Annotated in this window: 26 protein-coding genes and 1 pseudogene; 15 read left to right on the plus strand and 12 right to left on the minus strand. The window is 67.2% G+C overall.

Annotated elements, in window-relative coordinates; translation table 11 throughout:
• Window positions 1-50: 50 nt before the first annotated feature.
• A complete protein-coding gene (locus Q7J39_RS20705; protein ID WP_304830045.1) occupies window positions 51-1,268 on the plus strand; it encodes a serine hydrolase in 1,218 nt (405 codons plus the stop codon).
• Here the strand turns inward: Q7J39_RS20705 and Q7J39_RS20710 are convergent.
• The gene (locus Q7J39_RS20710; RefSeq protein WP_304830048.1) at window positions 1,265-2,839 is read right to left on the minus strand and encodes an MATE family efflux transporter; all 1,575 of its coding nucleotides are present in this window, start codon (window positions 2,837-2,839) and stop codon (window positions 1,265-1,267) included. The two genes, Q7J39_RS20705 and Q7J39_RS20710, sit on opposite strands and share 4 nt — an antisense overlap.
• Window positions 2,840-3,095: 256 nt before the next feature.
• On the opposite strand from Q7J39_RS20710, the gene rfbB reads away from it, so the two are divergent.
• Genes rfbB through rfbA form a run of 3 tightly spaced genes read left to right on the plus strand, consistent with a single transcriptional unit; the run spans window position 3,096 to window position 5,934 of the window.
• The gene (rfbB, locus tag Q7J39_RS20715; protein WP_304830051.1) at window positions 3,096-4,145 is read left to right on the plus strand and encodes a dTDP-glucose 4,6-dehydratase; all 1,050 of its coding nucleotides are present in this window, start codon (window positions 3,096-3,098) and stop codon (window positions 4,143-4,145) included.
• Window positions 4,142-5,041 carry a dTDP-4-dehydrorhamnose reductase gene (rfbD, locus tag Q7J39_RS20720; RefSeq protein WP_304830055.1) on the plus strand — a complete coding sequence of 300 codons (900 nt, stop codon included), beginning with the start codon at window positions 4,142-4,144 and terminating at the stop codon, window positions 5,039-5,041. Before rfbB ends, rfbD begins: the two co-directional genes overlap by 4 nt.
• On the plus strand, window positions 5,038-5,934 hold the full coding sequence (rfbA, locus tag Q7J39_RS20725) for a glucose-1-phosphate thymidylyltransferase RfbA (protein WP_304830059.1): 897 nt from the start codon (window positions 5,038-5,040) through the stop codon (window positions 5,932-5,934). Before rfbD ends, rfbA begins: the two co-directional genes overlap by 4 nt.
• 53 nt (window positions 5,935-5,987) lie before the next feature.
• Here rfbA and Q7J39_RS20730 read toward each other — a convergent pair whose 3' ends face one another.
• The gene (locus Q7J39_RS20730; protein WP_304830063.1) at window positions 5,988-7,397 is read right to left on the minus strand and encodes an amino acid permease; all 1,410 of its coding nucleotides are present in this window, start codon (window positions 7,395-7,397) and stop codon (window positions 5,988-5,990) included.
• A gap of 118 nt (window positions 7,398-7,515) precedes the next feature.
• On the opposite strand from Q7J39_RS20730, the gene Q7J39_RS20735 reads away from it, so the two are divergent.
• Together Q7J39_RS20735 and Q7J39_RS20740 are read left to right on the plus strand one after the other, a co-directional pair.
• On the plus strand, window positions 7,516-9,261 hold the full coding sequence (locus Q7J39_RS20735; protein WP_304830066.1) for a DUF885 family protein: 1,746 nt from the start codon (window positions 7,516-7,518) through the stop codon (window positions 9,259-9,261).
• A gap of 127 nt (window positions 9,262-9,388) precedes the next feature.
• Window positions 9,389-9,535 carry a hypothetical protein gene (locus Q7J39_RS20740; protein WP_304830069.1) on the plus strand — a complete coding sequence of 49 codons (147 nt, stop codon included), beginning with the start codon at window positions 9,389-9,391 and terminating at the stop codon, window positions 9,533-9,535.
• 142 nt (window positions 9,536-9,677) lie between these two features.
• Here the strand turns inward: Q7J39_RS20740 and Q7J39_RS20745 are convergent, their stop codons facing one another.
• Complete coding sequence (locus Q7J39_RS20745; RefSeq protein WP_304830072.1) at window positions 9,678-10,313, minus strand: TetR/AcrR family transcriptional regulator; 636 nt, start codon at window positions 10,311-10,313, stop codon at window positions 9,678-9,680.
• A 149-nt stretch (window positions 10,314-10,462) separates the two neighbouring features.
• Between Q7J39_RS20745 and Q7J39_RS20750 the strand changes: the two genes are divergently transcribed.
• The 3 genes and pseudogenes from Q7J39_RS20750 to Q7J39_RS20760 all read left to right on the plus strand — a co-directional run bounded on the left by Q7J39_RS20750 (window position 10,463) and on the right by Q7J39_RS20760 (window position 12,735).
• Window positions 10,463-11,284 (plus strand): UDP-2,3-diacylglucosamine diphosphatase, encoded by an 822-nt coding sequence (locus Q7J39_RS20750; RefSeq protein ID WP_370690130.1) that lies wholly within the window; start codon window positions 10,463-10,465, stop codon window positions 11,282-11,284.
• Window positions 11,285-11,337: 53 nt separating this feature from the next.
• A pseudogene (locus tag Q7J39_RS20755) lies at window positions 11,338-11,526 on the plus strand (TetR/AcrR family transcriptional regulator); the annotation flags it as partial.
• Window positions 11,527-11,637: 111 nt separating this feature from the next.
• Window positions 11,638-12,735, plus strand: a complete 1,098-nt coding sequence (locus tag Q7J39_RS20760) for a glycosyltransferase family 1 protein (protein WP_304830131.1) — start codon at window positions 11,638-11,640, stop codon at window positions 12,733-12,735.
• 67 nt (window positions 12,736-12,802) lie between these two features.
• Here Q7J39_RS20760 and Q7J39_RS20765 read toward each other — a convergent pair whose 3' ends face one another.
• The 5 genes from Q7J39_RS20765 to phnC all read right to left on the minus strand — a co-directional run bounded on the left by Q7J39_RS20765 (window position 12,803) and on the right by phnC (window position 17,899).
• Window positions 12,803-13,846 carry a substrate-binding domain-containing protein gene (locus Q7J39_RS20765; RefSeq protein ID WP_304830079.1) on the minus strand — a complete coding sequence of 348 codons (1,044 nt, stop codon included), beginning with the start codon at window positions 13,844-13,846 and terminating at the stop codon, window positions 12,803-12,805.
• 72 nt (window positions 13,847-13,918) lie between these two features.
• On the minus strand, window positions 13,919-15,133 hold the full coding sequence (locus Q7J39_RS20770) for an OprO/OprP family phosphate-selective porin (protein ID WP_304830083.1): 1,215 nt from the start codon (window positions 15,131-15,133) through the stop codon (window positions 13,919-13,921).
• A 161-nt stretch (window positions 15,134-15,294) separates the two neighbouring features.
• Window positions 15,295-16,107 (minus strand): phosphonate ABC transporter, permease protein PhnE, encoded by an 813-nt coding sequence (gene phnE, locus Q7J39_RS20775; RefSeq protein ID WP_304830085.1) that lies wholly within the window; start codon window positions 16,105-16,107, stop codon window positions 15,295-15,297.
• Window positions 16,107-17,108, minus strand: a complete 1,002-nt coding sequence (phnD, locus tag Q7J39_RS20780) for a phosphate/phosphite/phosphonate ABC transporter substrate-binding protein (protein ID WP_304830088.1) — start codon at window positions 17,106-17,108, stop codon at window positions 16,107-16,109. The genes phnE and phnD overlap by 1 nt, the downstream gene beginning before the upstream one ends.
• Window positions 17,105-17,899 (minus strand): phosphonate ABC transporter ATP-binding protein, encoded by a 795-nt coding sequence (phnC, locus tag Q7J39_RS20785; protein ID WP_304830091.1) that lies wholly within the window; start codon window positions 17,897-17,899, stop codon window positions 17,105-17,107. The genes phnD and phnC overlap by 4 nt, the downstream gene beginning before the upstream one ends.
• A gap of 379 nt (window positions 17,900-18,278) precedes the next feature.
• On the opposite strand from phnC, the gene Q7J39_RS20790 reads away from it, so the two are divergent.
• Together Q7J39_RS20790 and Q7J39_RS20795 are read left to right on the plus strand one after the other, a co-directional pair.
• Window positions 18,279-19,532 carry a type III PLP-dependent enzyme gene (locus Q7J39_RS20790; RefSeq protein WP_304830094.1) on the plus strand — a complete coding sequence of 418 codons (1,254 nt, stop codon included), beginning with the start codon at window positions 18,279-18,281 and terminating at the stop codon, window positions 19,530-19,532.
• 96 nt (window positions 19,533-19,628) lie between these two features.
• Window positions 19,629-20,699 carry a deoxyhypusine synthase gene (locus Q7J39_RS20795; protein ID WP_304830096.1) on the plus strand — a complete coding sequence of 357 codons (1,071 nt, stop codon included), beginning with the start codon at window positions 19,629-19,631 and terminating at the stop codon, window positions 20,697-20,699.
• Between the two features lie 36 nt (window positions 20,700-20,735).
• On the opposite strand, the gene Q7J39_RS20800 is transcribed toward Q7J39_RS20795, so the two are convergent.
• Window positions 20,736-21,062, minus strand: a complete 327-nt coding sequence (locus Q7J39_RS20800; RefSeq protein WP_304830099.1) for a hypothetical protein — start codon at window positions 21,060-21,062, stop codon at window positions 20,736-20,738.
• A gap of 169 nt (window positions 21,063-21,231) precedes the next feature.
• On the opposite strand from Q7J39_RS20800, the gene Q7J39_RS20805 reads away from it, so the two are divergent.
• Window positions 21,232-22,056 (plus strand): phosphatase PAP2 family protein, encoded by an 825-nt coding sequence (locus Q7J39_RS20805; protein WP_304830102.1) that lies wholly within the window; start codon window positions 21,232-21,234, stop codon window positions 22,054-22,056.
• A gap of 7 nt (window positions 22,057-22,063) precedes the next feature.
• Here the strand turns inward: Q7J39_RS20805 and Q7J39_RS20810 are convergent, their stop codons facing one another.
• The gene (locus tag Q7J39_RS20810) at window positions 22,064-22,837 is read right to left on the minus strand and encodes a molybdopterin-binding protein (RefSeq protein WP_304830105.1); all 774 of its coding nucleotides are present in this window, start codon (window positions 22,835-22,837) and stop codon (window positions 22,064-22,066) included.
• Window positions 22,834-23,646 (minus strand): cytochrome b/b6 domain-containing protein, encoded by an 813-nt coding sequence (locus tag Q7J39_RS20815; RefSeq protein WP_304830107.1) that lies wholly within the window; start codon window positions 23,644-23,646, stop codon window positions 22,834-22,836. Before Q7J39_RS20815 ends, Q7J39_RS20810 begins: the two co-directional genes overlap by 4 nt.
• 160 nt (window positions 23,647-23,806) lie before the next feature.
• Here Q7J39_RS20815 and Q7J39_RS20820 point away from each other — a divergent pair, with 160 nt between their 5' ends.
• Entirely contained in the window at window positions 23,807-24,727 is a 921-nt protein-coding gene (locus Q7J39_RS20820) for a thioesterase family protein (RefSeq protein ID WP_370690127.1), read from the plus strand.
• Here the strand turns inward: Q7J39_RS20820 and Q7J39_RS20825 are convergent.
• Window positions 24,716-25,606: an alpha/beta fold hydrolase gene (locus Q7J39_RS20825; protein ID WP_304830111.1), complete on the minus strand. Its 891-nt coding sequence runs from the start codon at window positions 25,604-25,606 to the stop codon at window positions 24,716-24,718. The genes Q7J39_RS20820 and Q7J39_RS20825 overlap by 12 nt on opposite strands.
• Before the next feature lie 253 nt (window positions 25,607-25,859).
• Here Q7J39_RS20825 and Q7J39_RS20830 point away from each other — a divergent pair, with 253 nt between their 5' ends.
• Window positions 25,860-26,159, plus strand: coding sequence for a hypothetical protein (locus Q7J39_RS20830; protein ID WP_304830114.1), 300 nt, complete (start codon window positions 25,860-25,862; stop codon window positions 26,157-26,159).
• Between the two features lie 191 nt (window positions 26,160-26,350).
• The coding region (locus tag Q7J39_RS20835) for a hypothetical protein (RefSeq protein ID WP_304830116.1) at window positions 26,351-26,552 on the plus strand (202 nt) is incomplete at its 3' end.

The raw sequence follows: 26,552 nt of genomic DNA on the forward strand, positions 1-26,552 counted from the left end.
GCCGCCGCTTCGCGCACGGTGCGTACGCACCCCGCATAAAGGACCCGCCCATGACCCGGCCCGAAAAACTCGGCTTCTCCAGCGAACGCCTCGGCAAGCTCGACGCCTTCCTGCAGGCCCGCTACATCGAGCCGGGCCGCCTCCCCTGCGCCCAGGTGCAGATCAGCCGCCGCGGCGAACTGGTGCACGAAACCCTGCTGGGCCAGGCCGACCGCGAGCGCGGCAAGGCGGTGGCCACCGACACCCTGTTCCGCATCTATTCCATGACCAAGCCGGTCACGAGTGTCGCCTTCATGATGCTGGTGGAGGAAGGCCTGGTGGCCCTGGACGATCCGGTCAGCCGGTTCATTCCGGAATGGAAGAACCTGGGCGTCTTCGCCGCCGGGATCACACCGCAGTTCATGACCACCCCGCCGACACGCCCGATGCAGATGGTGGACCTGCTGCGCCACACCTCGGGCCTGACCTACGGCTTCCAGAACCGCGGCAATGTGGACGCCGCCTATCGCAAGCTGAAGATCGCCGACACCCATGGTCCGGACTTCGACGGCTTCGTCGCCGAACTGGCCAAGCTGCCCCTGGAGTTTTCGCCGGGCGAGGCCTGGAACTATTCGATCGCCACGGACGTCCTGGGCGTCCTGGTGGAGCGCATCTCCGGCCTGCCATTTCAGACCTTCCTGCAGACCCGCATCTTCGATCCGCTGAAGATGACCGACACCGGCTTCCAGGTGCGCGAGGACCAGAAGCCTCGCTTCGCCGCCTGCTACAACGCCACGCCCACCGGCGGCCTGGCGCTACAGGACGATCCGGACACCAGCCCCTACCTCACCACCCCTAGCTTCCACTCCGGCGGCGGCGGCCTGGTGTCGACGGCCAAGGACTACATGGCGTTTTGTCGGATGCTCGCGAACGGCGGGGTGCTGGACGGCCAGCGGCTGCTGGCGCCCAAGACCCTGAAGCTGATGGCGTCCAACCACCTGCCTGGCGGCCAGGACCTGACCGACCTGTCGCGCTCGCTGTTCTCGGAGGCCACCAACGCCGGGGTCGGCTTTGGCCTCGGGTTCGCGGTCACCTTCGATCCGGTGAAGGCCATGCTGACCTCCAGCCCCGGCGAGTACTATTGGGGCGGCGCGGCCTCGACGGCCTTCTGGGTCGATCCGGTGGAGGACATCCAGGTGGTGTTCATGACCCAGGTCCTGCCCTCCAGCGCCTACCCGATCCGCCGCGAATTGCGGACCCTGGTCTATTCGGCTCTGGTCGAACCCTAAGCCTTCGAGGGGGCGAGCGGCTGGCCGGCCTCGGCCACCGCTTCGGAGGCCTCGCTCTCCTCCAGCCCTCCGGGCGGGCTGAGGCCGGTGGAGGGCGCATCGCCGTGCGGGCTGAACTTCATCAGGCGGGCGTTGCGCCACGGACCCCAGCGGAACCAGGCCGCGGCCAGGATGCAGGAGGTGATGCTGCCCATGGGGAAGCTCCACCAGATGGCGTCGGCGCCGATATAGGGCATCAGCAGGTGGGCGAAGGGCACGCGGACGATCCACATCGAGATGATCATGGCGAACAGGGGCGGCCAGACCGATCCCGTGGCCCGCACGATCCCCGACAGCACGAAGGACACGCCGAAGGGAATGAAACCCCAGAGGGCGAACATGTTGATACGCATGGCGATGGGGTGTGACGGGCTGCCCATCGGGAGGAACAGGTGCAGGATGACCGGCTCGATCAGGTAGATCACCACCACCGGGCCGGCGCTGAGCAAGGCGGCGTAGAGCGAGCCGATACCGGCGATCTTGTCCACCCGGTCCATTCTGCCCGCGCCGACGTTCTGGGCGGCCATGGAGGAGACCGCGGCGCCGAGCGCCATGGCCGGCATCTGCACATAGGTCCAGAGCTGGGTCGCCGCCCCATAGGCCGCGGCCGTGCTGGAGCCATAGGTGTTGACCATGCTGATCATCAGCACCGCCGAGCCCGAGATCACCAGCATCTGGAAGGCCATGGGCATGCCCTTGACCACGATGGTCTTGAGGATCTCCCATTCGGGCTTGAGCAGCTTCCACTCGTCACGGCGCAGCACCAGCACCGAGTTGGTGCGGTAGAGATAGACTAGGATAATCCCCAGGGTGATGGTCTGGCTGGTCAGGGTGGCCATGGCCGATCCGGCGATCCCCATGCGGGGCGCGGGTCCGAAGCCGGTGATCAGGATGGGGTTGAGGATGACGTCCATCCCGACCGCGAGCAGCGAGAAATAGAAGGGCGTGCGGCTGTCGCCCGCCCCGCGCTGCGCCATCATGACGAAGGAGAAGAAGTACATGAACGGCATGGCCAGGAAGATCACCCGCAGATAGGTGATCGCGTCCTGGACGGCGTCCGCCGGGGTGCCCATGGCGTGCAGGATGGCCGGGGTGAAGACGTAGCCGCTCACCCCCACCCCGATCGACAGCACGAGGAAGAAGGTGACGGCGGTGCCGATCACCCGCTTGACCATCGGCAGGTCGCCGGCGCCCACCGACTGGCCGATCAGCAGGTTGGCCGACATGCTGACCCCGAAGGCCGCCCCCAGCATCAGGAAGAAGATGATGTTGGCGTTGGAGGTGGCGGTCAGTGCCGCCTCTCCCAGGACGTGGCTGACCCAGATGGCGTTGGCCGTGCCGTTCAGGGACTGCAGGATATTTGAGCCCATCACCGGCAGGGCGAAGGCGATCAGGGTCGGGCCGATGGGGCCGGTGGTCAGGTCCCGGCCGCCGAAGCGCCCGCCCGGGCCACCCGGGCCGCGAGGCGGAAAGCCGGGCCGAGGCCCTCCGGTGGGGGCCGCAACCGGCCCATCGTCTGAACTCGAAACCACAGCCATCCCCAATGGCGCGAGACGCGCCGCCCGCCTTCGACTGGTCCCCGAAAATGCGGGGGCGCGGCGTGATCCCCGAAAATGCGAGGGAGCGAGTTGGAGGGACTGTAGGCGCCACAACTCGGCGCCTCAAGCGCGGCCCTTGTGAAAAAGCGCCACGGGTCACACGAATTGAGCCGGACGCGATCTCCTGCTAGAGGCAATCTCTGCGGGAATTGACGTGGCAAGACCGCCGCCATCGCTTACGAAAGACTCCATGAAAATCCTTGTTACGGGCGGCGCCGGGTTCATCGGGTCGGCGGTCGTGAGACGGGCCGTGGCTGACGGCCATGAGGTGGTCAACCTCGACGTCCTGGCCTACTCGGCCAATCTGGAGAACGTGGCCGAGGTCTCGGCCTCGCCGCTCTATGCCTTCGAAGAGGCCGACATCTGCGACGCCCCGGCCGTGAAGGCGATCTTCGCCAAACACCAGCCCGACGCGGTGATGCACCTGGCCGCCGAGAGCCATAACGACCGCGCCATCGACGGACCGCTGGACTTCGTGCGGACGAATGTCATGGGCACCGCTGTCCTGTTGGAGGCCGCCCGAGCCTATTGGCTGAGCCTGGCCCCGGACAGGAAGGCTGCGTTCCGGTTCCACCACGTCTCCACCGACGAGGTGTTCGGGGCCCTGGGGGAAAGCGGCGCCTTCACCGAAGAAACACCCTACGATCCGAACTCGCCCTATTCGGCCAGCAAGGCCGGCGCCGACCATCTGGTACGCGCCTGGAGCCGCACCTTCGGCCTGCCGGTGGTGATCACCAACTGCGCCAACAACTACGGACCCTTCCAGTTTCCGGAAAAGCTGATCCCCACCGTGGTGCTGCGCGCCATGGAGGGCAAGACCATCCCGGTCTATGGCGACGGCCGCCAGGTGCGCGACTGGCTGCACGTGGACGACCATGCCGACGCCCTGCTGACCGTGCTGCAGAAGGGCCGTCTGGGAGAGACCTACTGCGTGGGCGGCGACTCGAACCTGCGCAATCTCGAAGTCATCAAGATCCTTTGCGCCCACCTGGACAAGCTGGCCCCGGCCAATGTCCCGCATGCCGAGCGGATCAGCTTCGTCGCCGATCGCCCTGGCCACGACTTCCGCTACTCCATCGACGCCTCGAAACTGTCAGCGGAACTGGGCTGGACGCCGAAGACCGATCTCGCCGCCGGCCTGGAGGACACCGTCCGCTGGTACGTCGAGAACCGCGCCTGGTGGGAAGCCATCCGCGAGCGCGGCTTTGAGTCCGAGCGCCTGGGTCTTGCCAAGGCATGACCACGACGATCCTGCAGTTCGGCGCCACCGGGCAGCTGGCCCGGGAGATGCTGCTCCGTTCCAGCGGCGGCGTGGCGATCAAGGCGCTGTCGCGCGCCGAGGTCGATGTCACCGACGCCGACGCCGTGGCCCGCGCCATTGGCGAGACGGCCGATATCGACCTGGTGTTCAATGCCACGGCCTATGCCGCCGTGGATAGGGCCGAGAGCGAAGCCGACCTGGCCTATGCCGTGAACGCCAGGGGTCCCGAGGCCATGGCCCGGGCCTGCCAGGCGCGCGGCGTGCCGCTGATCCACATCTCCACCGACATGGTGTTCGACGGCGAGAAGGCCGGCGCCTATGTCGAGACCGACGCCACCAACCCGCTGCACGTCTATGGCGCCTCCAAGCTGGCGGGCGAGCAGGCGGTGCTGGAGCACTGCGACCGCGCCCTGGTGGCGAGGGTTTCCTGGCTGTTCTCGGCGTTCGGTCAGAATTTCCTGCAGATGATGCTGAAACTGGCCGAAACCCAGCCCCTGCTGAAGGTGGTGGACGACCAGCGCGCCCGGCCCACCGCCAGCGGCGACGTGGCGGGCTTCATGCTCAGCCAGGCCCAGCGCCTGTCGCGCCTGCCGGCCGGCGCGCCGGAATGGGGCCTGCTGCACCTGGTCAATGACGGGGTCGCCACCCGTTTCGAGATGGCCCAGGCGATCTTCGAACTGGCCCGTCCCGGCCAACCCCTGCCGGCCATGCAGCCGGTGCCCACCAGCGCCTTCCCGACCCCGGCGCGGCGGGCGTTGAATTGCGAACTGGACACGGTGAAGCTCCAGGGCGTCTTTGGTCTGACCCTGCGGCCGTGGCGCGAGGCGCTGGAGGACACCATCGAAGATCTGAACACAGCCTCGGTGCAAGCATGAGACGCGGCATCATCCTGGCCGGCGGCTCGGGCACGCGTCTGCACCCGCTGACGCTCGCGGTCTCCAAGCAGCTGCTGCCGGTCTACGACAAGCCGATGATCTATTATCCGCTGTCGGTCCTGCTGCTGGCCGGCGTGCGCGAAATCCTGATCATCACCACGCCCGAGGACCAGGCCGGCTTCCAGCGCCTGCTCGGCGACGGCTCACAGATCGGGGTTCGGTTCGAATACGTCGTCCAGCCCACCCCGGGCGGCCTGGCCGAGGCCTATATCCTGGGCGAGGACTTCGTGGGCGGCGAGCCCAGCGTGATGATCCTGGGCGACAACATCTTCTTCGGCCAGAACTTCAGCCAGATGCTGCGCTCCGCCGACGCCCGCACCCAGGGCGCCACGGTATTTGGCTACACGGTGCAGGACCCCGAGCGCTACGGCGTGGTGGAGCTGGGCCCCGACGGACGGGCCCTGGGCATCGAGGAGAAGCCCACCCATCCGAAGTCCAACTATGCGGTCACCGGCCTCTACTTCTATGACGGCCGCGCCTCGACCTTCGCCAAGACGCTGGAGCGGTCAGCACGCGGCGAGCTGGAGATCACCGCCCTCAACCAGATCTATCTCGATGAGGGCGACCTGCACGTCGAGCTGCTGGGTCGGGGCTTTGCCTGGGAAGACGCGGGCACCCACGACAGCCTGATCCAGGCCGGCGAACTGATCCGCACCTTCGAGCAGCGCCAGGGCCTGCGCATCGGCTGCCTGGAGGAGATCGCCTTCCACCAGGGCTGGATCGACCGGCCCCAGCTCCTGAAGCTCGCGGACCGGCTGGCCAAGAGCGAATACGGCCAGTACCTGCGCCAACTCGCCGACCGGCCGCAGGGCTTCGACGAGCCCGCTGAATAGACTCTATATCTTGGCGCGTGACGGGCGCCGAAACCGGCGTCCACTTTCGGCTGTCACGCTTGCGCCAAGCGGCTCTTCACCCGCCCGTACAGCAGATAGGCCAGGACGCCGATCACATTCCAGACGGCGAAGAAGACCATGGTCTTGGCCGACAGGCTGGTGAACAGATAGACGCAGCCCAGCACCCCGGCCGGACCGATCAACCAGACCAGCGGGGTCCTGAAGGTCCGCGCCAGGGCCGGGGCCGATCGGCGCAGCACCAGGACCGCGATGATCGTGGCGATGAACGCCGCGAGCGTCCCGGCATTGGCCAGGGACGCGATCTCCGACAGCGGCATGACGCCGGCGATCACCGCGGCGATCACCCCGGTCAGGATGGTCACGCGGTTGGGCACCCCGCGCGGGGTCACCGTCGCCAGCCAGCGGGGCAGCAGACCGTCGCGGGCCATGGCGAAGAACACCCGGCTCTGGCCGAACATGAAGACCATGATCACCGTCGGCATGGCGATCACCGCCGCCCCCGCCACCCAGGCGGCGGCCTGACCCTGGCCGATCTCCTTCAGCACGAAGGCCAGCGGGGCCGGATCCTTGGAGAAGACGTCATAGGGCGAGGCGCCCAGGGCGGCGGCGGCAACCACCATGTAGATCAGGGTGCAGATCAGCATGGATCCGACGATGCCGATGGTCAGGTCGCGGCCCGGGTTCTTGGCCTCCTCCGCCGCCGTCGAGATGGCGTCGAAGCCGTAGAATGCGAAGAAGATGATGGCGGCTGCGCCCATCACCCCGAACTTCTTGCCGTCGATCTCCTCACCCCCGTAGCCGAAGGGGGCGAAGGGGGTGAAGTGGCTGGCGTCGAAGTGCGGCAGGGTCAGGGCCACGAAGACCGCCAGCGCCACGAGCTTCACGCAGACCAGGACGAAGTTCACCGTGGCGCTCTCGCGGGTGCCCACCAGCAGCATCGCGGTGACCACCAGGGTGATGAGGACCGCCGGCAGGTTCACCAGCCCGCCGGTCTCGGGGCCTTCCAGCAGGGCCTTGGGGATCGCCCAGTTGGCCTGTTCGATGAGGCCGGCGGCATATCCCGACCAGCCGACGGCCACCGCGCTGCAGACCAGGGTGTATTCCAGGATCAGGCTCCAGCCGATCACCCAGGCCACGCCTTCGCCCAGGGTCGTGTAGGAATAGGCATAGGCGCTGCCCGCATGCGGCATGAGGCTGGCCATCTCGGCGTAGCAGAGCGCCGCGCAGGCGCAGACGGCGCCGGCCACCGCGAAAGACAGGATCACCGCCGGGCCGGCGAGGCCCGCCGCCACCCCCGTCAGGGTGTAGATGCCGGTGCCAATGATGGCCCCGATCCCCAGCGCCATCAGATGGGGCCAGCTCAAGGTGGCCTTCAGACGGTGATGGCCGTCATCGGCATGCCGTTCCGGGGCGATCGCCTTTCGGCGCGTAACGAAGCTCATGAGGGTCCCCTGACCTGAACAGCGCCTCGACCATGACGCGGATCGCGGGCGTGCGGCAAGGGCTTGGCAGGCGCAGCCCCTGGCGCCAGCTTGGCCGCCTGTCGGAAGGATGATCCCCATGCGCCGCCTGCTGCTTGCCCTGGCCCTGCTGCTGTTCGCAGGGCCTGCCCTGGCCGATGACAAGCCGCTGAACACCCTGGTGGCCGACTACGAAGCCTATGCCCTGGCCGACGATCCGATCACCGCCGGCGGCGAAGGCGACCGCGCGGCCCTGTCGCGTCTGCCCGACGTGTCGCCGACCGCAGACGCGGCGCGGACCAAGGCCCTGAAGACGTTCCAGGCGCGGCTGGCGACCATCGACGTCACCGGCCTGTCGGAGGACGCCCGATTGAACCGCGCCTTCCTGGCCTGGACCCTCGACCGGCAGATGCGCAGCCTGGCCTTCGACGAGGCCCGCATGCCGTTCAATTCCGACGGCGGCTTCCACGCGACCCTGGGCTACCTGGCCGCCACCACGCCGGTCCGCTCGGCGGCCGATGCGCGGGCCTGGATCGACCGGCTGAACACCATCCCGGCCTATTACGCCGCCAACATCGCCAACGCCCGGCGCGGGGTGACATCGGGCTTCACCCAACCCCGCAGCACCAACGATCAGGTCCTGGCCCGCGCGAAGGAGATGCTCGCCGCGCCGGTGGAGACCGACGTCCTGCTGAACCCGCTCCAGGCTCTGCCAGCGTCGATCCCCGCCTCGGAGCAAGCCGCGCTACGGGCGCAGGCCGCAGCGATCGTGCGGGACAGGGTGCGGCCGGCGCAGCGCGACTTCGTGGCCTTCCTGGAGACGGAATACCTGCCTGCCAGCCGCAAATCCCTGGCGGCCCGCAGCCTGCCGGACGGAGAGCGCTATTATGGCTGGCTGGCGTCGGACCACACGACCACGACGCTGACGCCCGACGAGATCCACGCCGCGGGCCTGGCCGAGGTGGCGCGCATTCGGGCGGAGATGGCCGGGGTGATCGCGGAGACCGGCTTCAAGGGTGACTTCAGGGCCTTCCTCGCCATGCTGAGGTCCGATCCCAGGTTCTATGCGACCTCGCGGGAGGACCTGCTGGAGAAGGCTTCGCGAATCGCCAAGCGGATCGACGACAAGCTGCCCGGCTGGTTCGCCACCCTGCCCCGCCTGACCTATGGCGTTCGCCCCGTGCCCACCGACGTCGAGGCCAACTACACCACCGGCCGCTACTTCTCCGGCAGCCCGGCCCAGGGCGTCGCCGGCGGCTACATGGTCAACACCGCCAAGCTGGACCAGCGGCCGCTCTACGAACTGCCGGCGCTCACCCTGCACGAGGCGGTCCCGGGCCATCATCTGCAGATCGCGCTATCCCAGGAACTGCAGGGCGTGCCTGCCTTCCGCCGCAACGCAGGGGTCACCGCCTTCACCGAGGGCTGGGGCCTCTATGCCGAGAAGCTGGGGGGTGAGATGGGCGTCTACCAGGACCCCTATGAGCGGTTCGGCCGGCTGTCCTACGAGATGTGGCGCGCCTGCCGGCTGGTGGCCGACACCGGTATCCATTGGAAGGGCTGGAGCCTGGATGAAGCGCGGGCCTGCTTCACCGACAACACCGCGCTGTCGCCGCTCAACATCGAGGTGGAGCTGGCCCGCTACGTGTCCTGGCCGGGCCAGGCACTGGCCTACAAGGTGGGCGAGATGAAGATCGTCCAGTTGAGGACCCGCGCCCAGGCCAAACTCGGTGATCGGTTCGACATCCGCAGCTTCCACGACGCTGTCCTGCTGGCGGGGCCCCTGCCCCTCGACCTGCTGGACAACCGCATCGATCTCTGGGTGGCGACCACCAGGGCCAAGTGAAACTTTTTGTTTCGAACCTGCGTTGAAGGGGCGACACTTCGTCACCGGTTCGTCTTCAATGAATCGGTGCAACACTCAAGCCAAGCTGCCTCCCCCCGAACCAAAGGCAGCAGCAGAGGAAACGAAAATGGCCGCAGCCTCCCTGGGCCCCATGGGCCGGCGACCGAGTCTCTATAGGATAGCCCTGATCGCGGGCTTCCTGGGCCTGAACGCCGTCTTTTGGTACCTGGCGATCAAGGTGATCGCCTTTGTGGGCCTGCTCGCGACCCTTTAGCCTTCGTCTAGAGCCTGATCCGTTGAGGAGGAACCGCTTGGCGGTTCCACCGATGCGGTGAGTCAGGCTCCAGATATATGCGACAGCATGATTCACGCTTCAGCCGGGACCGCTACGCGGTTCCGTCTAAAACGATCATGCTCTAGTCGGGCCACAGTTCCTGAACATCACCCTTGCGGTTCAACACCCGCACGGCGCGCTTGACCACGGTGAGCAGCCGCTCCTTGCGGGCCGGCTCGTCATAGGTCATCGCCCCCTTGGCCAGGCCCTCCAGCAGGAAGCGACCAAGGTCACGGCTGGTCTGGAACCGGGGATCTTCTCCGGCCTGGGCCAGGGCCAGGAACCGATCGCCCACCTGGGCGCGGTCGAAGGCGCTTTGGGCGGCGGCCAGCCGAATCCGCAGCATGGACTCGGTACGGGCGGCGGTCTCCAACTCGGCGAAGGCCACGAACGGTATTTCGTGCAGCAACGCCCAGTAGGCGTCGATGGCGTGTTCTGAGGCGTCGATTCCGGGGGCGGCGGGCGCCGAGGCGGCCTGTTCGAAAAGCCTGGCGCGCTCCACCTCGATGTAGGTGACGGCGGCCTCCACCAACTCTTCCCGGCTGGCAAAATGGTAGAGCATCGCGCCACGCGTCAGGTTCGCGGCGTCCGCGATCATGGCGTTCGTGGCGGCGTGATAGCCGACGTCGGCGAACAGCCGCATGGCGGCGTCGAGGATGCGTGCTCGGGTGCGCCGAGACTTCGGCGTCTCCTTCGCAGGATAGGTACGGGCGTCCATCGGGACCTGATTTTGGGGTGACCTGGGGAGGGTCGGCCTGGGAATCCCTTACCCCGAAAGGCCCCGCTTCGAAAGGGGCACGATCGGTTTCATGAGAATGACATGCAATCAGCCTAACCGGCAGGCGTTGGTTGCTCGCCAAGAGGCCCCTGATGTCCGAATTCGGAATCCGACGTTATCGCACAGTGTTCATTTCCGATGTCCACCTCGGGACCAAGGGGTGTCAGGCGGAGCTGCTGCTCGATTTCATCCGCCACGTGGAATGCGACAACCTCTTCCTGGTGGGCGACATCATCGACGGCTGGAAGCTACGCTCGGGCTGGCACTGGCCCCAGAGCCACAACGACGTGGTTCAGAAGGTTTTGCGCATGGCCCGCAAGGGCGTGAACGTCACCTATGTCCCCGGCAATCATGACGAGGGCGCCCGGGAATTCATCGGCGTCCACTTCGGCGGTGTGGTGGTGGCGCGGGACGTGATCCATGAGACCGCCGACGGCCCGCGCTTCCTCGTGACGCACGGCGATGAGTTCGACGGCGTGGTGCAGCATGCCCGCTGGCTGGCCTTCGTCGGCGACTATGCCTATCGGGCGCTGATCGCCCTCAACACCCTGTTCAACCGCGCCCGCCGTCGTATGGGCTTCGGCTATTGGAGCCTCTCGGCCTACGTGAAGACCCGCGTGAAGAACGCCCTGCAGTTCGTGGAGAACTTCGAGGCCGCCGTCGCCGATGAGGCCCGGCGGCGCGGGGTGGACGGCGTGATCTGCGGCCACATCCACAAGGCCGAGATGCGCGACATCGATGGGATCGCCTATATCAACGACGGCGACTGGGTGGAGAGCTGCACCGCCCTCGTGGAACATAGCGACGGGCGCCTGGAAATTCTGGAGTGGGCCAAGATCCGCTCCTGGTCGGCCATTGATCGGAAAATGCCCGTGCTCGTGCCCGCGCCCGCGCCCGCGGTCGCCGCGTAACCGCGTTTTCTTGACAGCCTCACCGAACTGACGACAGTGCCGCTGTCATGACCATGCCCCCCACGCGATACGTCTCCAACCTGCGCGATCGCCAGAAGGCCGAGACCCACGACCAGATCCTGCGCGCCGTGGCCACGCGCCTGGAGTCCGGCGGCTTGGAGGAGCTGAGCTTCGCCGAGATCGCCGCTGAGGCGAAGGTGGGCGAACGCACGGTCTATCGCCACTTCCCCACCCGCGAAGCCCTGATGGGCGCCTTCTGGGCCTGGCTGCAGACTCAGGCGTTGACACCGGCCCGGCCCTCCCGAACCCGAGTCCGCGACGCCATCATCGCCCCGCGCGACAGCCTCAAACCCATGCGCATCATGGTGGTGACCGACGCCTGGGAGCCCCAGGTCAACGGCGTGGTCCGCACCCTCACCCGCGTCATCAAGGAGATGCGGGAGATGGGCCACTCGGTCGAGGTTATCAGCCCCGACCAGTTCAAGACCTTCCCCCTGCCGACCTATGCCGAGATCAAGGTGGCGGTCGGCACCTACGAGCCGGTTCAGGAGCGGTTCAAGGCCTTCGAGCCCGAGGCCATCCATATCGCCACAGAAGGCCCGCTCGGCCTGGCGGCGCGGCGCATCTGCGTGGAGTGGAAGCTGCCCTTCACCACCAGCTATCACACCCGCTTCCCCGAATATGTCTCGGCCCGCCTGCCGCTGCCGCTCGCCGCCGGCTACGCCTACATGAAGTGGTTCCACAAGCCGTCAGGCCGTCTGATGGTGGCCACGCCGACCATGCGCGACGAACTGGAGCATCACGGCTTCCGCAACATCACCGCCTGGTCCCGCGGCGTCGACACCGAGGCCTTCCGCCCCCGGACGCCAGAGGAGTGCGACGTCTATGAGGGCCTGGCGCGACCGGTCTTCCTGTCGGTGGGCCGGGTGGCGGTGGAGAAGAACATCGAGGCCTTCCTGGGCCTTGATCTGCCCGGCACCAAGGTGGTGGTGGGCGACGGCCCCCAGACCGAGGAGCTGAAGGCCAAGTACCCGGAGGTGGTGTTCCGCGGCTTCAGGATGGGCGACGAATTGGCCGCCCACTTCGCCTGCGCCGACGTCTTCGTCTTCCCCTCGCTCACCGACACCTTCGGCCTGGTGATCCTGGAGGCCATGGCAACAGGCACGCCGGTGGCGGCCTATCCGGCGCCCGGCCCCATCGACATCATCCCGGGCAGCAATGCCGGCGTCCTGGCGGGCAGCGCCACCGAGGGCCTGCGTGAAGCCTGCCTGGAGGCCCTGAAGCTGGACCGCAAGCAGGTCCGCGCCTTTGCTGAAGGCTTTTCGTGGCGCGCCTGCGCAGAGGATTTCGTCCGCAATCTGCAGCCCTATCCCGAGCCTGAGAAGACGAGGTTCTGGCGCCGGCTGCGGAGGTTGGCGCGGGTGCGGCGGCGCAGGCCCGAGGCGGCCTGATCCCAATAGAAAACGCCGCGGTCCGGAGAGGACCGCGGCGCTCTTAGGCGTGCCGGCTTGAGGGGGCTCAGGAGGCCGGGCGCGCCATGGGAGTCAGCTTCTGGGCGGCAGCCTTCTGGCCGTCGTGCTGGCCGGCGGGCAGCGGGATCAGGCCGCGGCTCTGCAGGTAGCCGCCGCGCCCGGTGGCGGCGTCGGAGACGAACTCGTTGAGGTAATCCTGGAGACCCTGCGTCACCCCGATGTGCGACTTCTTCACATAGATGTAGAGCGAGCGGGCCAGGGGATAGGAGCCGTCGGAGATCGAGCCGGCCGAGGGTTTCACGCCGTTGACGCTGGCGCCCTTGATCTTGTCCATGTTCTCTTCGAGATAGGACCAGCCGAACACGCCCAGGGAACCCGGCGTCTTGGTCAGGGTGCCGACGATGGCGTTGTCGTTTTCACCGGCGTCGATCCAGCCGTCCTTGCGCATCGGATCGACGAGTTCCTTGAACTTCTTCTCGTTGTTCGAGCGCAGTTCGTCGGCGGTGGGATACTTGCGCGCGCCGGCTTCGATGGCCAGCTCGACCCAGGCGTCCCGGGTGCCGGAGGTGGGCGGCGGGCCGTAGACCTGGATGCGGTTGCCGGGCAGGCCGGCGCCGATCTCGTCCCAGGTCGTGTAGGGGTTCTTCACGAACTTGCCCTGGCGCAGCACGTTGGCCGCGAGGCCAAGATAGAGGTGCTCGGTCTTGAAGTTGTAGTCGGCGCCGTCCTTGTCGGTGGCCACAACGATTCCGTCGAAGCCGATCTTGATCTGGACGATGTCCTTGACGCCCTTGGCGGCGCAGGCGTCGAACTCAGACTTCTTCATCGGACGCGAGGCGTTGGCGATGTCAGGGAAGGCGTCGCCCACGCCGCCGCAGAACAGCTTGATGCCGCCGCCGGTGCCGAGGCTCTCGATCTTGGGGGACTTCTTGCCGGTCTTCTTGGCGTAGTTCTCCGCCACGCGGGTGGAGAAGGGGAAGACGGTGGAGGAACCGGCCGCCCAGACATAGTCGCGCGCGGCAAAGGCCGGGGCGCCGAAGGCCAGCGTCGCGGAGGCGGCGGCGCAGGCCAGGAGGGCTTTCTTAGCCATGGTGATCTTCACGGGAGATATCTCCGAATGGGGATGCGGGGCGACCCTGGGGCCGCCCCGCGAGGGGATGCCTTAGAAGTCGAACTGAGCCCGGAACTGCAGGGTGTCCACGTCGACATCGGCGCCGAGGGCGACGTTGTCGTTCTTGGACTTGCTGTAGTTGGCCATGAAGCGGACGTAGGGGTGGGGGTACCAGTTGGCGCCCACGGTCCAGGCGGTGTACTCGCCAGCCGTGGCTGGGATCTTGAAGTTGGTCAGGTCGACGTTGTCGTAACGCACGGCCAGTTCCAGAGCGCCGAAGCCGCCGCTGGTGACGGGGTTCAGGATCTTGGTGCGGCCCAATTCACCCTTCTTGACGTCCAGGTTGCGCATGTCGCCGGTGACGAAGAACGAACCCGCGACATAGTAGGTGCTGAAGTCGCTGGAGACGCCGGCAAGGCGGTCGACATCGGCCTTGGCGTACTCGGCTTGGATCGAGAACGGCCCGTGGATGTAGAGGCCCTCGACCCCGATCATGCGGTCGGAGACGCCCACCGCGCCGGTGGAGACGTAGCGCGCGCCGTAGTTGGTGTTGTTGCGGGCCTGGTAGTTGAAGTTGGCCTGGTCCTGGCGGTCGCGATAGCGCGCCCAGGCGCCGAGGTGCAGCTTCTGGGTGTCGTCGTTGATCGGGGTGAAGGTCACCCGGCCGTTGACGCCCAGGACTTCCGAGCCACCGGTGGCGGTGGCGGTGGGATCGGCGCTGTTCACCGAGTCGCCGGAGACGGCGACGGCGGCGGTCCAGTTTTCGCCATTGGCCTTGACCTGGACGTTCATGACCCGCCCGACGTCGAGCACGTCGTTATAGGGGCCGCGTTCCATGAAGGTGATGTAGCGCGAGGAGGAGATGTTCTCGAGGGCGACGGTCTTGAAGTTACCGGCCATGATCGAGAGCGTGTCGGTGGGCTTGTATTCGAGGATCAGGTCCTCCCACTGGGTCGTGCCGCCGGTGGAGGAAAGCGTGGCCTCGGCCTTGTAGGCCCAGTTGGCGTTCCAGGTGCCCTCGACGCCCAGGCGGGCGGTGCGCAGGCGGGTCACGTTGGCGTCGAAGTCGGCGCCGGTCTGGCGGTCGACCGACTGCGACACGAAGTCTTCATAGACGCGGCCGCGGACCTTGAAGGTCAGGGTGTCGTTGGTCCACTGCGGCGCGCCCTTCCAGGCGGTCGTGGTGTCCTGAGCGCTGGCGGCGCCGGCCGCCAGCATGGCGACGCTGAGCGCCACACCTGCGCATAGCGAGGTCTTGAACGTCATATCTTCGGATCCTTGTGGAGCTTATCCCCGTGCCCTTTTCAGGCTAGGGGCGGCTTACCGAGGTCCTATGACGCTCCGGCCAAGCTTATGTGACGCTCAGACTTCGGAACGATGACATTCAGATTGACGATATGCGACACTCGATCTGTAGACGGATCGTTCTACAGGAGGCGAGCGCGGATCGTCTGGCTGAGCATGTCGATCAGGGTGACCGCCACGACGATGACGATGGCGATGGCCGCGACCTGGGAATAGTTGAATCCATTCAAGGATTCGAAAAGTGTCTGGCCGATCCCGCCGGCGCCGATCAGGCCCAGCACCGTGGCAGACCGGGAATTGGATTCAAACCGGTAGAGCGCATAGGAGCTCCACAGGGGCGCGACCTGGGGGATGACCCCCCAGACCACTTCCTGCAGGGGTGTGGCGCCTGTGGCACGCACGCCCTCGACGGGACCGCGATCGATGGATTCCACGGCCTCGGAGAACAGCTTGGCCAGGACGCCGCCGGTGTTCAGCGCCAGGGCCATGACGCCGGCGAAAGGCCCCAGGCCGACGGCCACGATGAACAGCAGGCCCAGAACCAGATCGGGGACCGAGCGCAGCAGGTTCATGGCCAGGCGCATCGGCTGCTGCAGCCACACCGGCGAGATGTTGCGCGCGCAGACCAGGCCGAAGGGGATGGCCAGGAACACCGCCAGGCAGGTGCCCCACAGCGCGATCTGCACCGTCAGCCACATCTGAGCGACGTAGAGCTTCCAGTTGGTGAAGTCGGGGCGCAGCAGTTCGCGGCCGAACTGCTGCATGTTCTCGGAGTTGGAGAACAGCATGGGCAGGCGGTTGATCTCCACCGGGCCGAAGCTGATGGCCAGGAACAGGATCACTCCGCCCCAGACCAGGACGTCGGGAGCCCGCTCCGCCAGGGTGCGGCTCGGAGGCCGGGGACCGCGCGCCATCTTGGGATCGATAAGGGTCATCAGACGTCCGGATTGACCGCGCGGCGCTGTGCGGCCTTGGCGCGGATTTCGTCGAAAGCGGTCTGGGCCTTGGCGATCTTGGCGGCGTCGCCGCCGCGCTTGGCGGTGGCCAGAGCCTCGGAAGCCTCCATCTCGCGGATCGGGTCGAGATAGCTGTCGTCGGCCGCGCGGAAGCCGCCATAGGCCAGGCCCTTGAGCACTTCGCGCTGTTTGTCGGCGCGCGGTCCCGTGCCGGTCCCATAGGTGAGGAAGAACTGGCGTATTTTCTCACGGATCGCCGGATCGAGATCCTTGCGGGCGACGATGGAGGATTCCGGCAGCGGCGGCGAATTCCAGATCACCTCGATCTTGGCGGCGACCTCGGGGTTCTCGCGGGCCGCGAACACCAGGCCCACGGAATTGTTCGTGGCCACGTCCAGCACGCCGTTGGCGACGGAGAAGACGTTGGTTTGGTGGCTGGCCGAGCGCACCCCCTTGAAACAGGCGCCGGGTTCGATCCCACGCGGGGTGAACAGGTAGGTCATGGGGGCCAGCGTGCCCGAGGTGGACTTGGCGTCGCCGATCCCGAAGGAGTAGCGCTTGTCGCACTTCAGCACGTCCTCCAGCGTGATGCCGCTGCCCTTCTTCACGATCAGCACCGAGGTGTAGGAATCGGCGCCTCCGGCGTCGATCACCCGGCCCAGCACCTCGCCATCGGCGCGGCGCACAGCCTCCAGGGCCGGCAGGGCGGAGAACCAGCCCACCTGCACCTGGTTGAAGCGCATGGCCTCGATCAGGGACGTGTAGTTGGTGGCGAAATAGGGCTTCACCTTGACGCCGATCTGGGCCGACATGTCGTCCAGGAGCGGCTGCCACAGGGGCTGCATCGAGGCCTGGTTCTCGGCCGACAGGATCGAGAAGGTCAGTTCGGTGGGGGGGGCGGCCTTTTCGACAGGCTTCTGGCCACAGGCGGCCAGAGCCAGGGCGGCGGCCAGGGCGGTTAGAACTTGGCGACGGATCATTTCGGCGCTCCTTCCCAGAAGGCGTCTTCGAATTCGGGACCGTAGATGTCGATCAGCCGCTCACGGCCCAGACCGTCGATGGGGCCGTCATAGACCACCTTGCCGGCCTTCAAGGCCACGACCCGCTTGCAGTAGCGCAGGGCGTAATCGACCTGGTGCAGGGTGACCACGACGGTGAGGCCGTCGGTGGCGTTGAGGTCGCGCAGCAGTTCCATGACCTTGCGCGCCGATACCGGGTCCAGGGAGGCCACCGGCTCGTCGGCCAGGATGATCTTGGCCTTCTGCACCAGGGCGCGGGCGATAGCTCCGCGCTGCTGCTGACCGCCGGAAAGAGTGTTGGCCCGCTGGCCGGCATAGTCGGCCACGCCCACCCTGGAGAGGGCGGCCATGACCGCGTCCTTGGTTTCCTGCGGCCAGGCGCCGAGGGTCCCGCGCAGCGTGGGGATGCGGCCCAGAGATCCGAGCGCCACGTTGGTGAACAGGGTCAGCCGGCCCACCAGGTTGAACTGTTGGAAGATGAAGCCGACCCGGATGCGGGTCTGCCGCACCTTGCGGCTGATCTTGCCGCCCGACTGCACCGGGCCACCGAAGGCCTCGATGACGCCGGGGCCCTGGTCGATGGTCTGCAGGCCGCTGATGGAGCGCAGCAGGGTCGACTTGCCCGAACCGGACGGACCGATCAGGGCGATCATCTCGCCACGGGAAACATCGAGGGACACGCCGTCGAGCGCTTTGCGAGGGCCAAAGCTCTTCGAGGCGTTCCGTACGGACAGAACGGCGGCGTCAGGCATGAATGCGGAAGCTTCCCAGGTCGGCGCGGGCAAGGGGCGGAGATGCGTCATCGCCGTCCGTCGCGACGACTTCATGACACGGCGCCCGCCGTCCGGTCTAGCGTCCGTTAACGCCTCCCTACGTCGCAGGCGCGTCGCGCGCGCGAATGACCCCGCGGCGCGCAAAATCCTGCCTTTGGGACTGTCACAAAACCCGTCGCCGCGCCCCCCTCGCAAGCCTTGGCCGCGTCAGGGTTTGCGCGTGATTTACCGCACCAGAATCAAACCGCTTTACACAGGGGTCATATGCCCCTATTTCACCGCGCTCCGGCGGACCCGAAGTCCTCAAAAGCGCTGCTAACGCCGGCTAGGTTCAACAATCCAATGGGGGTTACGTGAATTGCACACGTATCACACACCCCTGGACCTGGTCCGTCAGCGGTCCCCCGAACGTCCTGTCGCAATAGCGCGACCGGACGCGGTGGCCACGGCGGCGCGCTGGTTCCAGGAAAATTTTCGCGGCGACGTCTTCTACGCAGTTAAGGCGAACCCTTCGCCATGGGTCATCGAGACCCTGGCCGCCAATGGGGTGACCTCCTTCGATGTGGCCTCGATCCCGGAGATCGAACTGGTCAGCCAGTTCGCGCCGGGCTCGCGCATGGCCTTCATGCATCCGGTCAAGAGCCGCTCGGCCATCTCCCAGGCCTATTTCGATCACGGCGTCCGCACCTTCGCGCTCGATACGCACGAGGAGCTGGCCAAGATCATGGACGCCACGGGCGGCGCGAAGGACCTGAACCTGATCGTCCGCCTGGCGGTCGCCGCCGAGGGCGCGGCCTATTCCCTGTCGGGAAAGTTCGGGGTCGACACCTTCGAGGCGCCGGGCCTGCTGCTCGCCGCCCGGCGGGCGACGCAGGATTTGATGGGCGTCTCCTTCCACGTCGGCAGCCAGTGCATGCGTCCGACCGCCTATCAGGCGGCCATGACCCAGGCCTCCCGCGCTCTTGTCCGCGCTGGCGTCTTCGCCGACGTGGTGGACGTGGGCGGTGGCTTCCCGTCGGTCTATCCCGGCATGGTTCCGCCGGACCTGGCCGACTATGTCGACTCCATCGACCGCGGCTTCGCCGAGATGATGGTCCACGAGACCACCGAGCTGTGGTGCGAACCCGGCCGGGCGCTCGTCGCCGAAGGCTCCTCGATCCTCACCAAGGTCGAGCTGCGCAAGGGCGACGCGCTGTATCTCAATGACGGCTCCTACGGCTCGCTGTTCGACGCCGCCCACACCAAGTGGCCCTTTCCGGTCAAGCTGATCCGCAATGAGGATGGCGAGGCCCGTGAGGTCGAAGGCCCGCTCAAGCCCTACCGTTTCTGGGGTCCCACCTGCGACTCGCTCGACCACATGCCCGGCCCCTTCTGGCTGCCGGAAGACATCCGCGAGGGTGACTATGTGGAGATCGGGATGCTGGGCGCCTATGGCGTGGCGATGAACACCCGCTTCAACGGGTTCGGCGACGCCGAGACCATCGAGGTCAACGACGCCCCCATGGCCTCCATGTTCGGCCTGGCCAAGCGTTCGATCTCGGTGCCGAAGTCCGAGATCCAGAACGTCGTGAAACTGTCCCGCGCGCGCGGCAAGAAGCGTCGGCGGAAATAACCGTCGCGTTTACGTGTTGATGGTCCAGCCGGTCGCTCCGTCCCGGCTGGGCCCCTTCTTTACGGACGGGCGCTCAAACTCCTGAGGATCAAGAGAATGAACGCTGACGTTCAAAACACCAATCGCAAGGCCGAGCTGCTCTCGACCACCGTCGAGCATGTGGCCATCGACCAGTACGACGCCCGTCCGATCATCGATTCGATGCGGCAGATGAGCTTCACCAGCCGCGATACCGCGCGCGCCGCCGACATCCTGACCATGGCGCTGGAAGACAAGGGCTGCTCCACCTGGCTGACGCTGGCCGGCTCCACCAGCGCCGGCGGCTGCATGCACATCTATCGCGACATGCTGAAGTTCGGCCTGATCGACTGCGTGGTCTCCACTGGCGCCTCGATCGTCGACATGGATTTCTTCGAGGCCCTGGGCTTCAAGCACTACCAGTCCAAGCCCCAGGATCCGGTTGATGACCGCGACCTGCGCGCCCTCTATATCGACCGCATCTACGACACCTATATCGACGAGGAAGAGCTCCAGAACTGCGACGACGTGATCTTCCAGCTCTGCAACATGCTGGAGCCCCGCCCCTATTCGAGCCGCGAGTTCATCTGGGAGATGGGCAAGTGGCTGGCCGACGGCAACGCCAAGAAGAAGGGCTCGCTGATCGAGACGGCCTATGAGCTGGACATTCCGATCTTCTGCCCGGCCTTCACCGATAGCTCCGCGGGCTTTGGCCTGGTGAAGCACCAGGTGGAGAACATGAAGGCGGGCAAGCCCTACCTCACCATCGATTCCGTGGCCGACTTCCGCGAGCTGACCGACGTGAAGATCGCGGCCGGCACCACCGGCCTGTTCATGGTGGGCGGCGGGGTTCCGAAGAACTTCGCCCAGGACACCGTGGTCTGCGCCGAAATCCTCGGCCACGAGGTCGACATGCACAAGTACGCCATCCAGATCACGGTGGCCGACGTGCGGGACGGCGCCTGCTCGTCCTCGACGCTCAAGGAGGCCTGCTCCTGGGGCAAGGTCGACGTCACCTGGGAACAGATGGTGTTCGCCGAGGCCAGCACCGTGGTGCCGCTGATCGCATCGGACGCCTGGCACCGCGGCGCCTGGAAGACCCGCGAGAAGCCCCGCTGGGCCAAGCTTTTCCAGAAGATCGCGTCGTAGCCGAAGCGGCCGTTGTCGCGCCAGCGATGACGGCCGTCAGGACCGCTCGTCGGAAATCCCGGGCGCCCGGCGCGCCTCGGGGTCCGGGCCGCCATCACTCAGGGCGATCATGACGCGGCCAAGGTTCAGCATCACCGTCGCCGGGTTGACCCGGAACGGCCGGGGCAGGAAGACCGCCACACCGGCCAGCAGCAGCAGGGCGGGTGACAGCACGATCAGCACAGGTACGAGCGGCAGCCAGGGATTGAACCGCCGCTGACCGGGCTTGAGGACGCGCGGCACGACCCGCCAGCGCAACAGTTCGGCGCGGGCCCGCATCAGCGCCAGCTGGCGCGGCGCCTTCTCCCGGCGGGGATTGGCCACCTCGGAGGGCGGCGTTGAGGTCGGAAGCGGGTCCAGCTGTCGGCCTTGTGTTTCCGGAACCCTAACCCAGGATCTTGCGTCCACCCACGTCAGAAAGCCCCATCCGGCTTGCAGTTGCGCCAGCGGTCGGCGTGGGCATGATGCTCCCAACAGATCAAGGGAGTGGAAAATGCGCTGTACACTGATCGGACTGAGCCTCACAGGCGCCCTTGCCGCGGCCGGCATGGCCCTGGCCCAGCCGGCGGCGGTCGTTGCGCCCGCCCCGACATCCCGGCCCCTGCCCGCCGGCTATCTCAACGCCCAGACCTGGCCCGACGCAGCCCAGATTCTGCCGCCTGCGCCCGCCACGGGCTCGGCCCGCGAGGCGCAGGACCAGGCTGTGTTCAAGGCGACCCGCACCCTGGAGGGATCGCCGCGCTGGGCGCTCGCGCAAAACGACGTGCCCTCCCTGCCTGGCGCCATGCTGACGGACTTCAGCTGCGCGGTGGGCGTGCAGATGTCTCCGGAGGCAACGCCCAGGCTGATGACCGTGCTGTCGAGGATGGGCATCGACGCCAGTCGCCAGGTCTCCAGCGTCAAGGACGTCTTCAAGCGCCCGCGGCCCTATCTGATCGCCGGTGAGGGCGCAATCTGCACGCCAAAGAGCGATTCCCTGGCCGCCAGCCCCGACTATCCCTCAGGCCATGCCACCTGGGGCTGGGCCGTGGCCCTGTTCCTGGCGGAACTGGCGCCTGACCGGGCGACACCGATCCTGGTGCGCGGGCGCGCCTTCGGCGAAAGCCGCGTGGTCTGCGGCGTCCACAGCGTCAGCGCCATCGAAGCCGGCCGCCTCAATGGCGGGGCGATCCTCGCCACATGGCGCGGCAATCCCGTTTTCCGCGCCGACCTGGAAGCCGTCCGTGCGGAACTGGAGGCCGTCCGCAAGACCGGCGCGAAGCCCGACGCGGCGATGTGCAAGGTCGAGGCGGAACAGTCCGCCAGGACCCCCTGGTAAGGCGACGTCAGATTCCGGCGTACCACTCGTAGCCGCGGTCTTCCCAGAACCCGCCCTTGCCGGCCCCCAGGTGGGCGAAGTCGGCGACGGCTTCGATGCGCATGACGTACTTGGCGTGCTTGTAGCCGAGCTGCCGCTCGACCCGCAGACGCAAGGGCGCGCCGTGGGCCACCGGCAGGACCGCGCCGTTCATCTCGTAGGCCATGATCGTCTGGGGGTGGTAGGCGTCGATCAGGTCGATGCTCTCATAGTAGCGCCCGTTCGCCCCCCCGCCGCCCAGGCTGTCGGCGCAGTGGAAGACGATGTAGCGGGCGTCCGCCTTCAGGCCGGCCAGGTCCAGCAGCGGGCCCAGGCGCGCGCCCTTCCACTTACCGATGCTGGACCAGCCCTCGACGCAGTCGTGGCGGGTGATCTGGGTGCGGGACGTGAGGGCGCGAACCTGGGCGAGGGTCAGGGACAGGGGCTTGTCCACCAGGCCGTCCACCACCAGCCGGTAGTCGGCAAAGCCCCCCATCAGCAGCTTGCGGTACTCGGCGTCCCCCGGACTGATGGAGCCGTTGGGACGGAAGTCGGAGCTGATGTCAGCCTCGGTGAACTCCTGCGCCAAGGCCTTGCGGCTGATCAGCAGGCGCTGGGCCTGGCGCGTCAGCCCCTCCGCGCTCTTCAAGGTGGCCTGGACCTGCGGGTTGTCATTGACCTTGTTGCAGGCGGTGAGCCACAGGCCCGCGGCGCCGGCGGCGGCGCCCTTGAGCCAGCCACGGCGGGTGTCGGCGGCGCTCATCGGGCGTCTCCCTCGACGTCTATGGCGTAGCGGCCGGTGACCATGGACCGCAGATTGTTCCAGACCCCCGACAGCAGGACCATGGCGACATGGACCAGGACGAAGGCGGTGATCAGGCCCGCGCAGATGAAGTGGATCGTCCGCGCCGACTGCCGCCCCCCGAACACCGCCGGCAGCCAGGGCTGACCCGCATCGACGGCGGGCGACATGGTCAGGCCTGTCAGGACCATCAGCGGCAGGACGATCAGCACGACGCCGCCATAGGCCAGCTTCTGCAGGGCGTTGTAGCGGCGGGCCTCCTCGCCCTTGGCGAACCTCAGCCGCGCATGGTCGAGAATCTCATGCCAGAGGTGGCGCGGCGCCAGTTGGTCCCGGGTGGGCAGCAAATCACGGCGGATATGGCCGTTCAGGCTGTTGGCGGACAGATAGACCAGGCCGTTGAGCACAAAGACCCAGGCGAAGAAGAAGTGCCAATGTCGGCCGTCGGCCAGGTTGCGGTAGCTGGGCGCCGTCGACCAGGCGGGGAAACCACGCTTCTCATTCCCCGAGAACCCGAACAGGCCCGTAGTTTCCAGGGTCAGGGGCCCGACCTTGGTCAGGCCGATCATCTCATCGCCGCGCTCGACAGCGGTCATGGCGACCCAGGGCTCGGCAAAGGTGGATTTCTGGCCCCAGTAGAGCGCCGGGTGGGCGTTGAAGATCTGCAGGCCGCTCATCAACAGCAGGGTTAGGGCCACCACATTGATCCAGTGGGTCAGCCGCGTGACCACGCTGTGGCGATAGACCAGGGCCTTCATCGTCGGTGGCATGTGGTGGTCTTCCCCGAGGGTCTTCAGCTTCGCACAAGGACCTTACGGCGGCGATGGCCTGCCGGACGAGCTTGAGCTTAGGGACGATTTCGGCGCCCGCCCCCTGTCGGTTACAGGACGCCTCCCATAAGTTCGCCGCCAACAAGCGAGGGATGGTTGCGTGATCGAAGTCTGGGGCGGCGGGGTCAACACCTGGGAATGCGATGAGATGGGGCACCTGAACGTCCGGTTCTGGGTGGCCAAGTCCTTCGAGGGCGTCGCCGGACTGGCCGCGCAGCTGGGTATGCCGCGCGCCTTCACCACCGGGGCCGAATCCACCCTGGTGGTCCGCGAACAGCACATCCGCTTCCTGCGCGAGGCGCGCGCGGGAGCCGGCCTGATCATGACCGGCGGTGTTGTGGAGATGGGCGAAACCGACGCCCGCCTGCTGCTGGTGATCCGACACCTGTCGGGGGAACCCGCCGCCAGCTTCCAGGTGGTGGTCTCCCACGTCACCAGCACCGATCTGCGCCCCTTCCCCTGGCCGGCCCGTATCCGTGAGGCGGCGGACGCCTTGAAGGTCGAGATCCCGGCCTTCGCCGCGGCGCGCGGCCTCGACCTGTCGCCCGTGGTTCCCATGGCCAGCCACGCCAAGGCCCTGGAGCTGGACCTCACCCGCATCGGCATGGGGGTTATCCAGCCGGCGGAGTGCGACGTGTTCGGGCGCATGCGAGGCGAGATGTTCATCGGCCGAGTGTCGGACGGCGTGAACCGGCTGTTCGGCGAGACCCGGCCCGGCCCGGAGCCCGTCGCCGGCGAGGCGCCCCGGAACATCGGCGGCGCGGTCCTGGAATATCGGGTGCTGCACCTGGACTGGCCGCGGGCCGGCGACTCCATCGAACTGCGCTCAGGCTTCGCCGGGGTCGCGGCGCGCACCCGCCGGGTGATGCACTGGATGGTGGATCCCGTCAGCGGCCGGGCCTGGGCTAGCGCCGAGGCCGTGGTGATCAGCTTCGACCTCGACGCCCGCAAGGTCGTCGACATTCCGCCGGCCGCCCAGGAGATCTACCGGGCCCAGCTCACCCCGGGCCTAGGGCTTTGACGCCGCGGCCCGGAGCGCCGCCGCCACCACGTCGGGCCGTTCCATGGGCAGGAAGTGGGTCGTGCCGGGCACGGTCTCCAGGGTGATCCGGCCCGAGGCGGTCAGTTGCGCCTCATGCCCCTCCACGCGGCAGGTAGAGCCATTCCCGGCGCGGAAAATGGTGATCGGGGCCTTGGACCGGGCGAAGGCGTCCCAGGTGTCGTGGGCCTGGGATGTGAAGTTCGAGGCCTCCCATTCCGGAGCGCAGGTCAGCTCCACCTCACCGTCGGGCCGCGCGCGGAAACCGTCGGCGACGTAGTCGGCCAGCATCGCCGGCGTCCAACTCTTGAAGGCGCCGCGACCGGTATAGGCCTCGATCACGGCCTGATGGCTGGGGAAGACCGCGCGGCGGCGCAGGGCGCCCTGCACCAGGGGCGACTCAATGGGCTCTCCGCCCTTGTTGGCGGCGATCGCCTCAGGCGAGAGCACCACGGGATCGAACATCACCAGGCTCTTTACCCGCCCCGGCGCCTCGGCGCTCGCCAGGATGCTGGCGGTGCCCCCCATGGAATGTCCGCCCAGCACCACGTTCTTGAGGTCAAGCGCCTCCAGCAGCGCCAACAGGTCGTCACGCAGTCCGTACCAGGACGTGCGGCCCTCGAGCTCAGGCTTCAAGCCCGAACGGCCGTGCCCGCGCTGATCGATGGCCAGGATGTGGAAGTCGGCGGCCAGGGGCTCAAGGATGCTGGCATAGGCCCGCGCGTTGAAGCCATTGGCGTGCGTGAAGACGATGTCGACAGGCCGTTCGACCGGCCCGAACTCCAGCGCCGACATCTCCCCGCCCCGGCTGGGCAGGTTGATCCGCACCGCGCTAGGCTCGCGCGTGACCGCAACATCCATGGGAACTCTCCTCCGAAGCTCCATATAGCCGTTGAATCGGGGCTCGCCACACAGAAGGCTTCACGCGGGCCGTGATCGCCAAATCGGGGAATTTCAAGGTGTTGAGGGGTCTGGGGCGAAAAGTGATCACGAGAGCGTGAATTAAACCCTTGCCCTCGCCGCGAACCACGGCATATTCGTTCCTTGCGCTTGCGACGTTCCCATCCGGGGGCGAGTCGGGCGCTTCTTCACCTCCGTTTCCTAGGGGACCAGCATGACCTCCGAACTCCTTCGCAAGCTCCTCGTCGCCGGCGCCGCCGTCGCCGCCATCTCCGTCGCCGCCTGCGGCAAGCCCGCTGAAAAGGCCGACGCCGCCGCTGCTGAAGCGACCGACGCCGCCGCCACCGCGACCGACGCCGCCGCCACCGCGACCGACGCCGCCGCCGCCTCGACCGACGCCGCCGCCATGGCCGCTGCTCCGGCCGACGCCGCTGCCGCCGCTGCCGCCGCTGCTCCGGCCGCCGCTGAAGCTGCTGCTCCGGCCGCTGCCGCCGCCGAAGCCGCCAAGCACTAAGCTTCGAGCGAACAAGCGTTCTAAGAAGGGTCGTCCTCCAGGGCGGCCCTTTTCTTTTCGCCTGATCAAGTTGAGGTGAAGCTCAGCCTTGCCCTCACCGCGAACCCAGGCATATTCCCCCTGTTGGGGCCTTCCCGAAGGGGGGCGCCTCTTTTGGGTGCTTTCAACCATCAAATCTAAGGATCTGGGACATGACCTCCACCATTCTCCGCAAGCTGCTCGTCGCCTCCGTCGCCGTCGCCGCCCTCTCGGCCGCCGCCTGCTCCAAGCCCGCCGAAAAGGCCGCTGAAGCCCCGGCCGCCGCCGAATCGGCCGCCACCGCCGCCGACGCCGCCGCCACCGCGACCGACGCCGCCGCCACCGCTGCCGACGCCGCTGCTGACGCCGCCGCCG

It is taken from the genome of Phenylobacterium sp. (assembly GCF_030651185.1).
Classification (GTDB): Bacteria; Pseudomonadota; Alphaproteobacteria; order Caulobacterales; family Caulobacteraceae; genus Phenylobacterium.

What these genes read in the sequence shown, in the direction of transcription:
- Q7J39_RS20810 (WP_304830105.1), bottom strand. Translation starts at nt 22,837, where the DNA reads ATGAGCGCCGCCGACACCCGCCGTGGCTGGCTCAAGGGCGCCGCCGCC.
- rfbD (WP_304830055.1), top strand. Translation starts at nt 4,142, where the DNA reads ATGACCACGACGATCCTGCAGTTCGGCGCCACCGGGCAGCTGGCCCGG.
- Q7J39_RS20765 (WP_304830079.1), bottom strand. Translation starts at nt 13,846, where the DNA reads ATGGCTAAGAAAGCCCTCCTGGCCTGCGCCGCCGCCTCCGCGACGCTG.
- phnE (WP_304830085.1), bottom strand. Translation starts at nt 16,107, where the DNA reads ATGACCCTTATCGATCCCAAGATGGCGCGCGGTCCCCGGCCTCCGAGC.
- Q7J39_RS20830 (WP_304830114.1), top strand. Translation starts at nt 25,860, where the DNA reads ATGACCTCCGAACTCCTTCGCAAGCTCCTCGTCGCCGGCGCCGCCGTC.
- Q7J39_RS20745 (WP_304830072.1), bottom strand. Translation starts at nt 10,313, where the DNA reads ATGGACGCCCGTACCTATCCTGCGAAGGAGACGCCGAAGTCTCGGCGC.
- phnD (WP_304830088.1), bottom strand. Translation starts at nt 17,108, where the DNA reads ATGATCCGTCGCCAAGTTCTAACCGCCCTGGCCGCCGCCCTGGCTCTG.
- Q7J39_RS20705 (WP_304830045.1), top strand. Translation starts at nt 51, where the DNA reads ATGACCCGGCCCGAAAAACTCGGCTTCTCCAGCGAACGCCTCGGCAAG.
- Q7J39_RS20735 (WP_304830066.1), top strand. Translation starts at nt 7,516, where the DNA reads ATGCGCCGCCTGCTGCTTGCCCTGGCCCTGCTGCTGTTCGCAGGGCCT.
- Q7J39_RS20760 (WP_304830131.1), top strand. Translation starts at nt 11,638, where the DNA reads ATGCGCATCATGGTGGTGACCGACGCCTGGGAGCCCCAGGTCAACGGC.
- Q7J39_RS20730 (WP_304830063.1), bottom strand. Translation starts at nt 7,397, where the DNA reads ATGAGCTTCGTTACGCGCCGAAAGGCGATCGCCCCGGAACGGCATGCC.
- rfbA (WP_304830059.1), top strand. Translation starts at nt 5,038, where the DNA reads ATGAGACGCGGCATCATCCTGGCCGGCGGCTCGGGCACGCGTCTGCAC.
- Q7J39_RS20815 (WP_304830107.1), bottom strand. Translation starts at nt 23,646, where the DNA reads ATGCCACCGACGATGAAGGCCCTGGTCTATCGCCACAGCGTGGTCACG.
- rfbB (WP_304830051.1), top strand. Translation starts at nt 3,096, where the DNA reads ATGAAAATCCTTGTTACGGGCGGCGCCGGGTTCATCGGGTCGGCGGTC.
- Q7J39_RS20825 (WP_304830111.1), bottom strand. Translation starts at nt 25,606, where the DNA reads ATGGATGTTGCGGTCACGCGCGAGCCTAGCGCGGTGCGGATCAACCTG.
- phnC (WP_304830091.1), bottom strand. Translation starts at nt 17,899, where the DNA reads ATGCCTGACGCCGCCGTTCTGTCCGTACGGAACGCCTCGAAGAGCTTT.
- Q7J39_RS20795 (WP_304830096.1), top strand. Translation starts at nt 19,629, where the DNA reads ATGAACGCTGACGTTCAAAACACCAATCGCAAGGCCGAGCTGCTCTCG.
- Q7J39_RS20805 (WP_304830102.1), top strand. Translation starts at nt 21,232, where the DNA reads ATGCGCTGTACACTGATCGGACTGAGCCTCACAGGCGCCCTTGCCGCG.
- Q7J39_RS20770 (WP_304830083.1), bottom strand. Translation starts at nt 15,133, where the DNA reads ATGACGTTCAAGACCTCGCTATGCGCAGGTGTGGCGCTCAGCGTCGCC.
- Q7J39_RS20740 (WP_304830069.1), top strand. Translation starts at nt 9,389, where the DNA reads ATGGCCGCAGCCTCCCTGGGCCCCATGGGCCGGCGACCGAGTCTCTAT.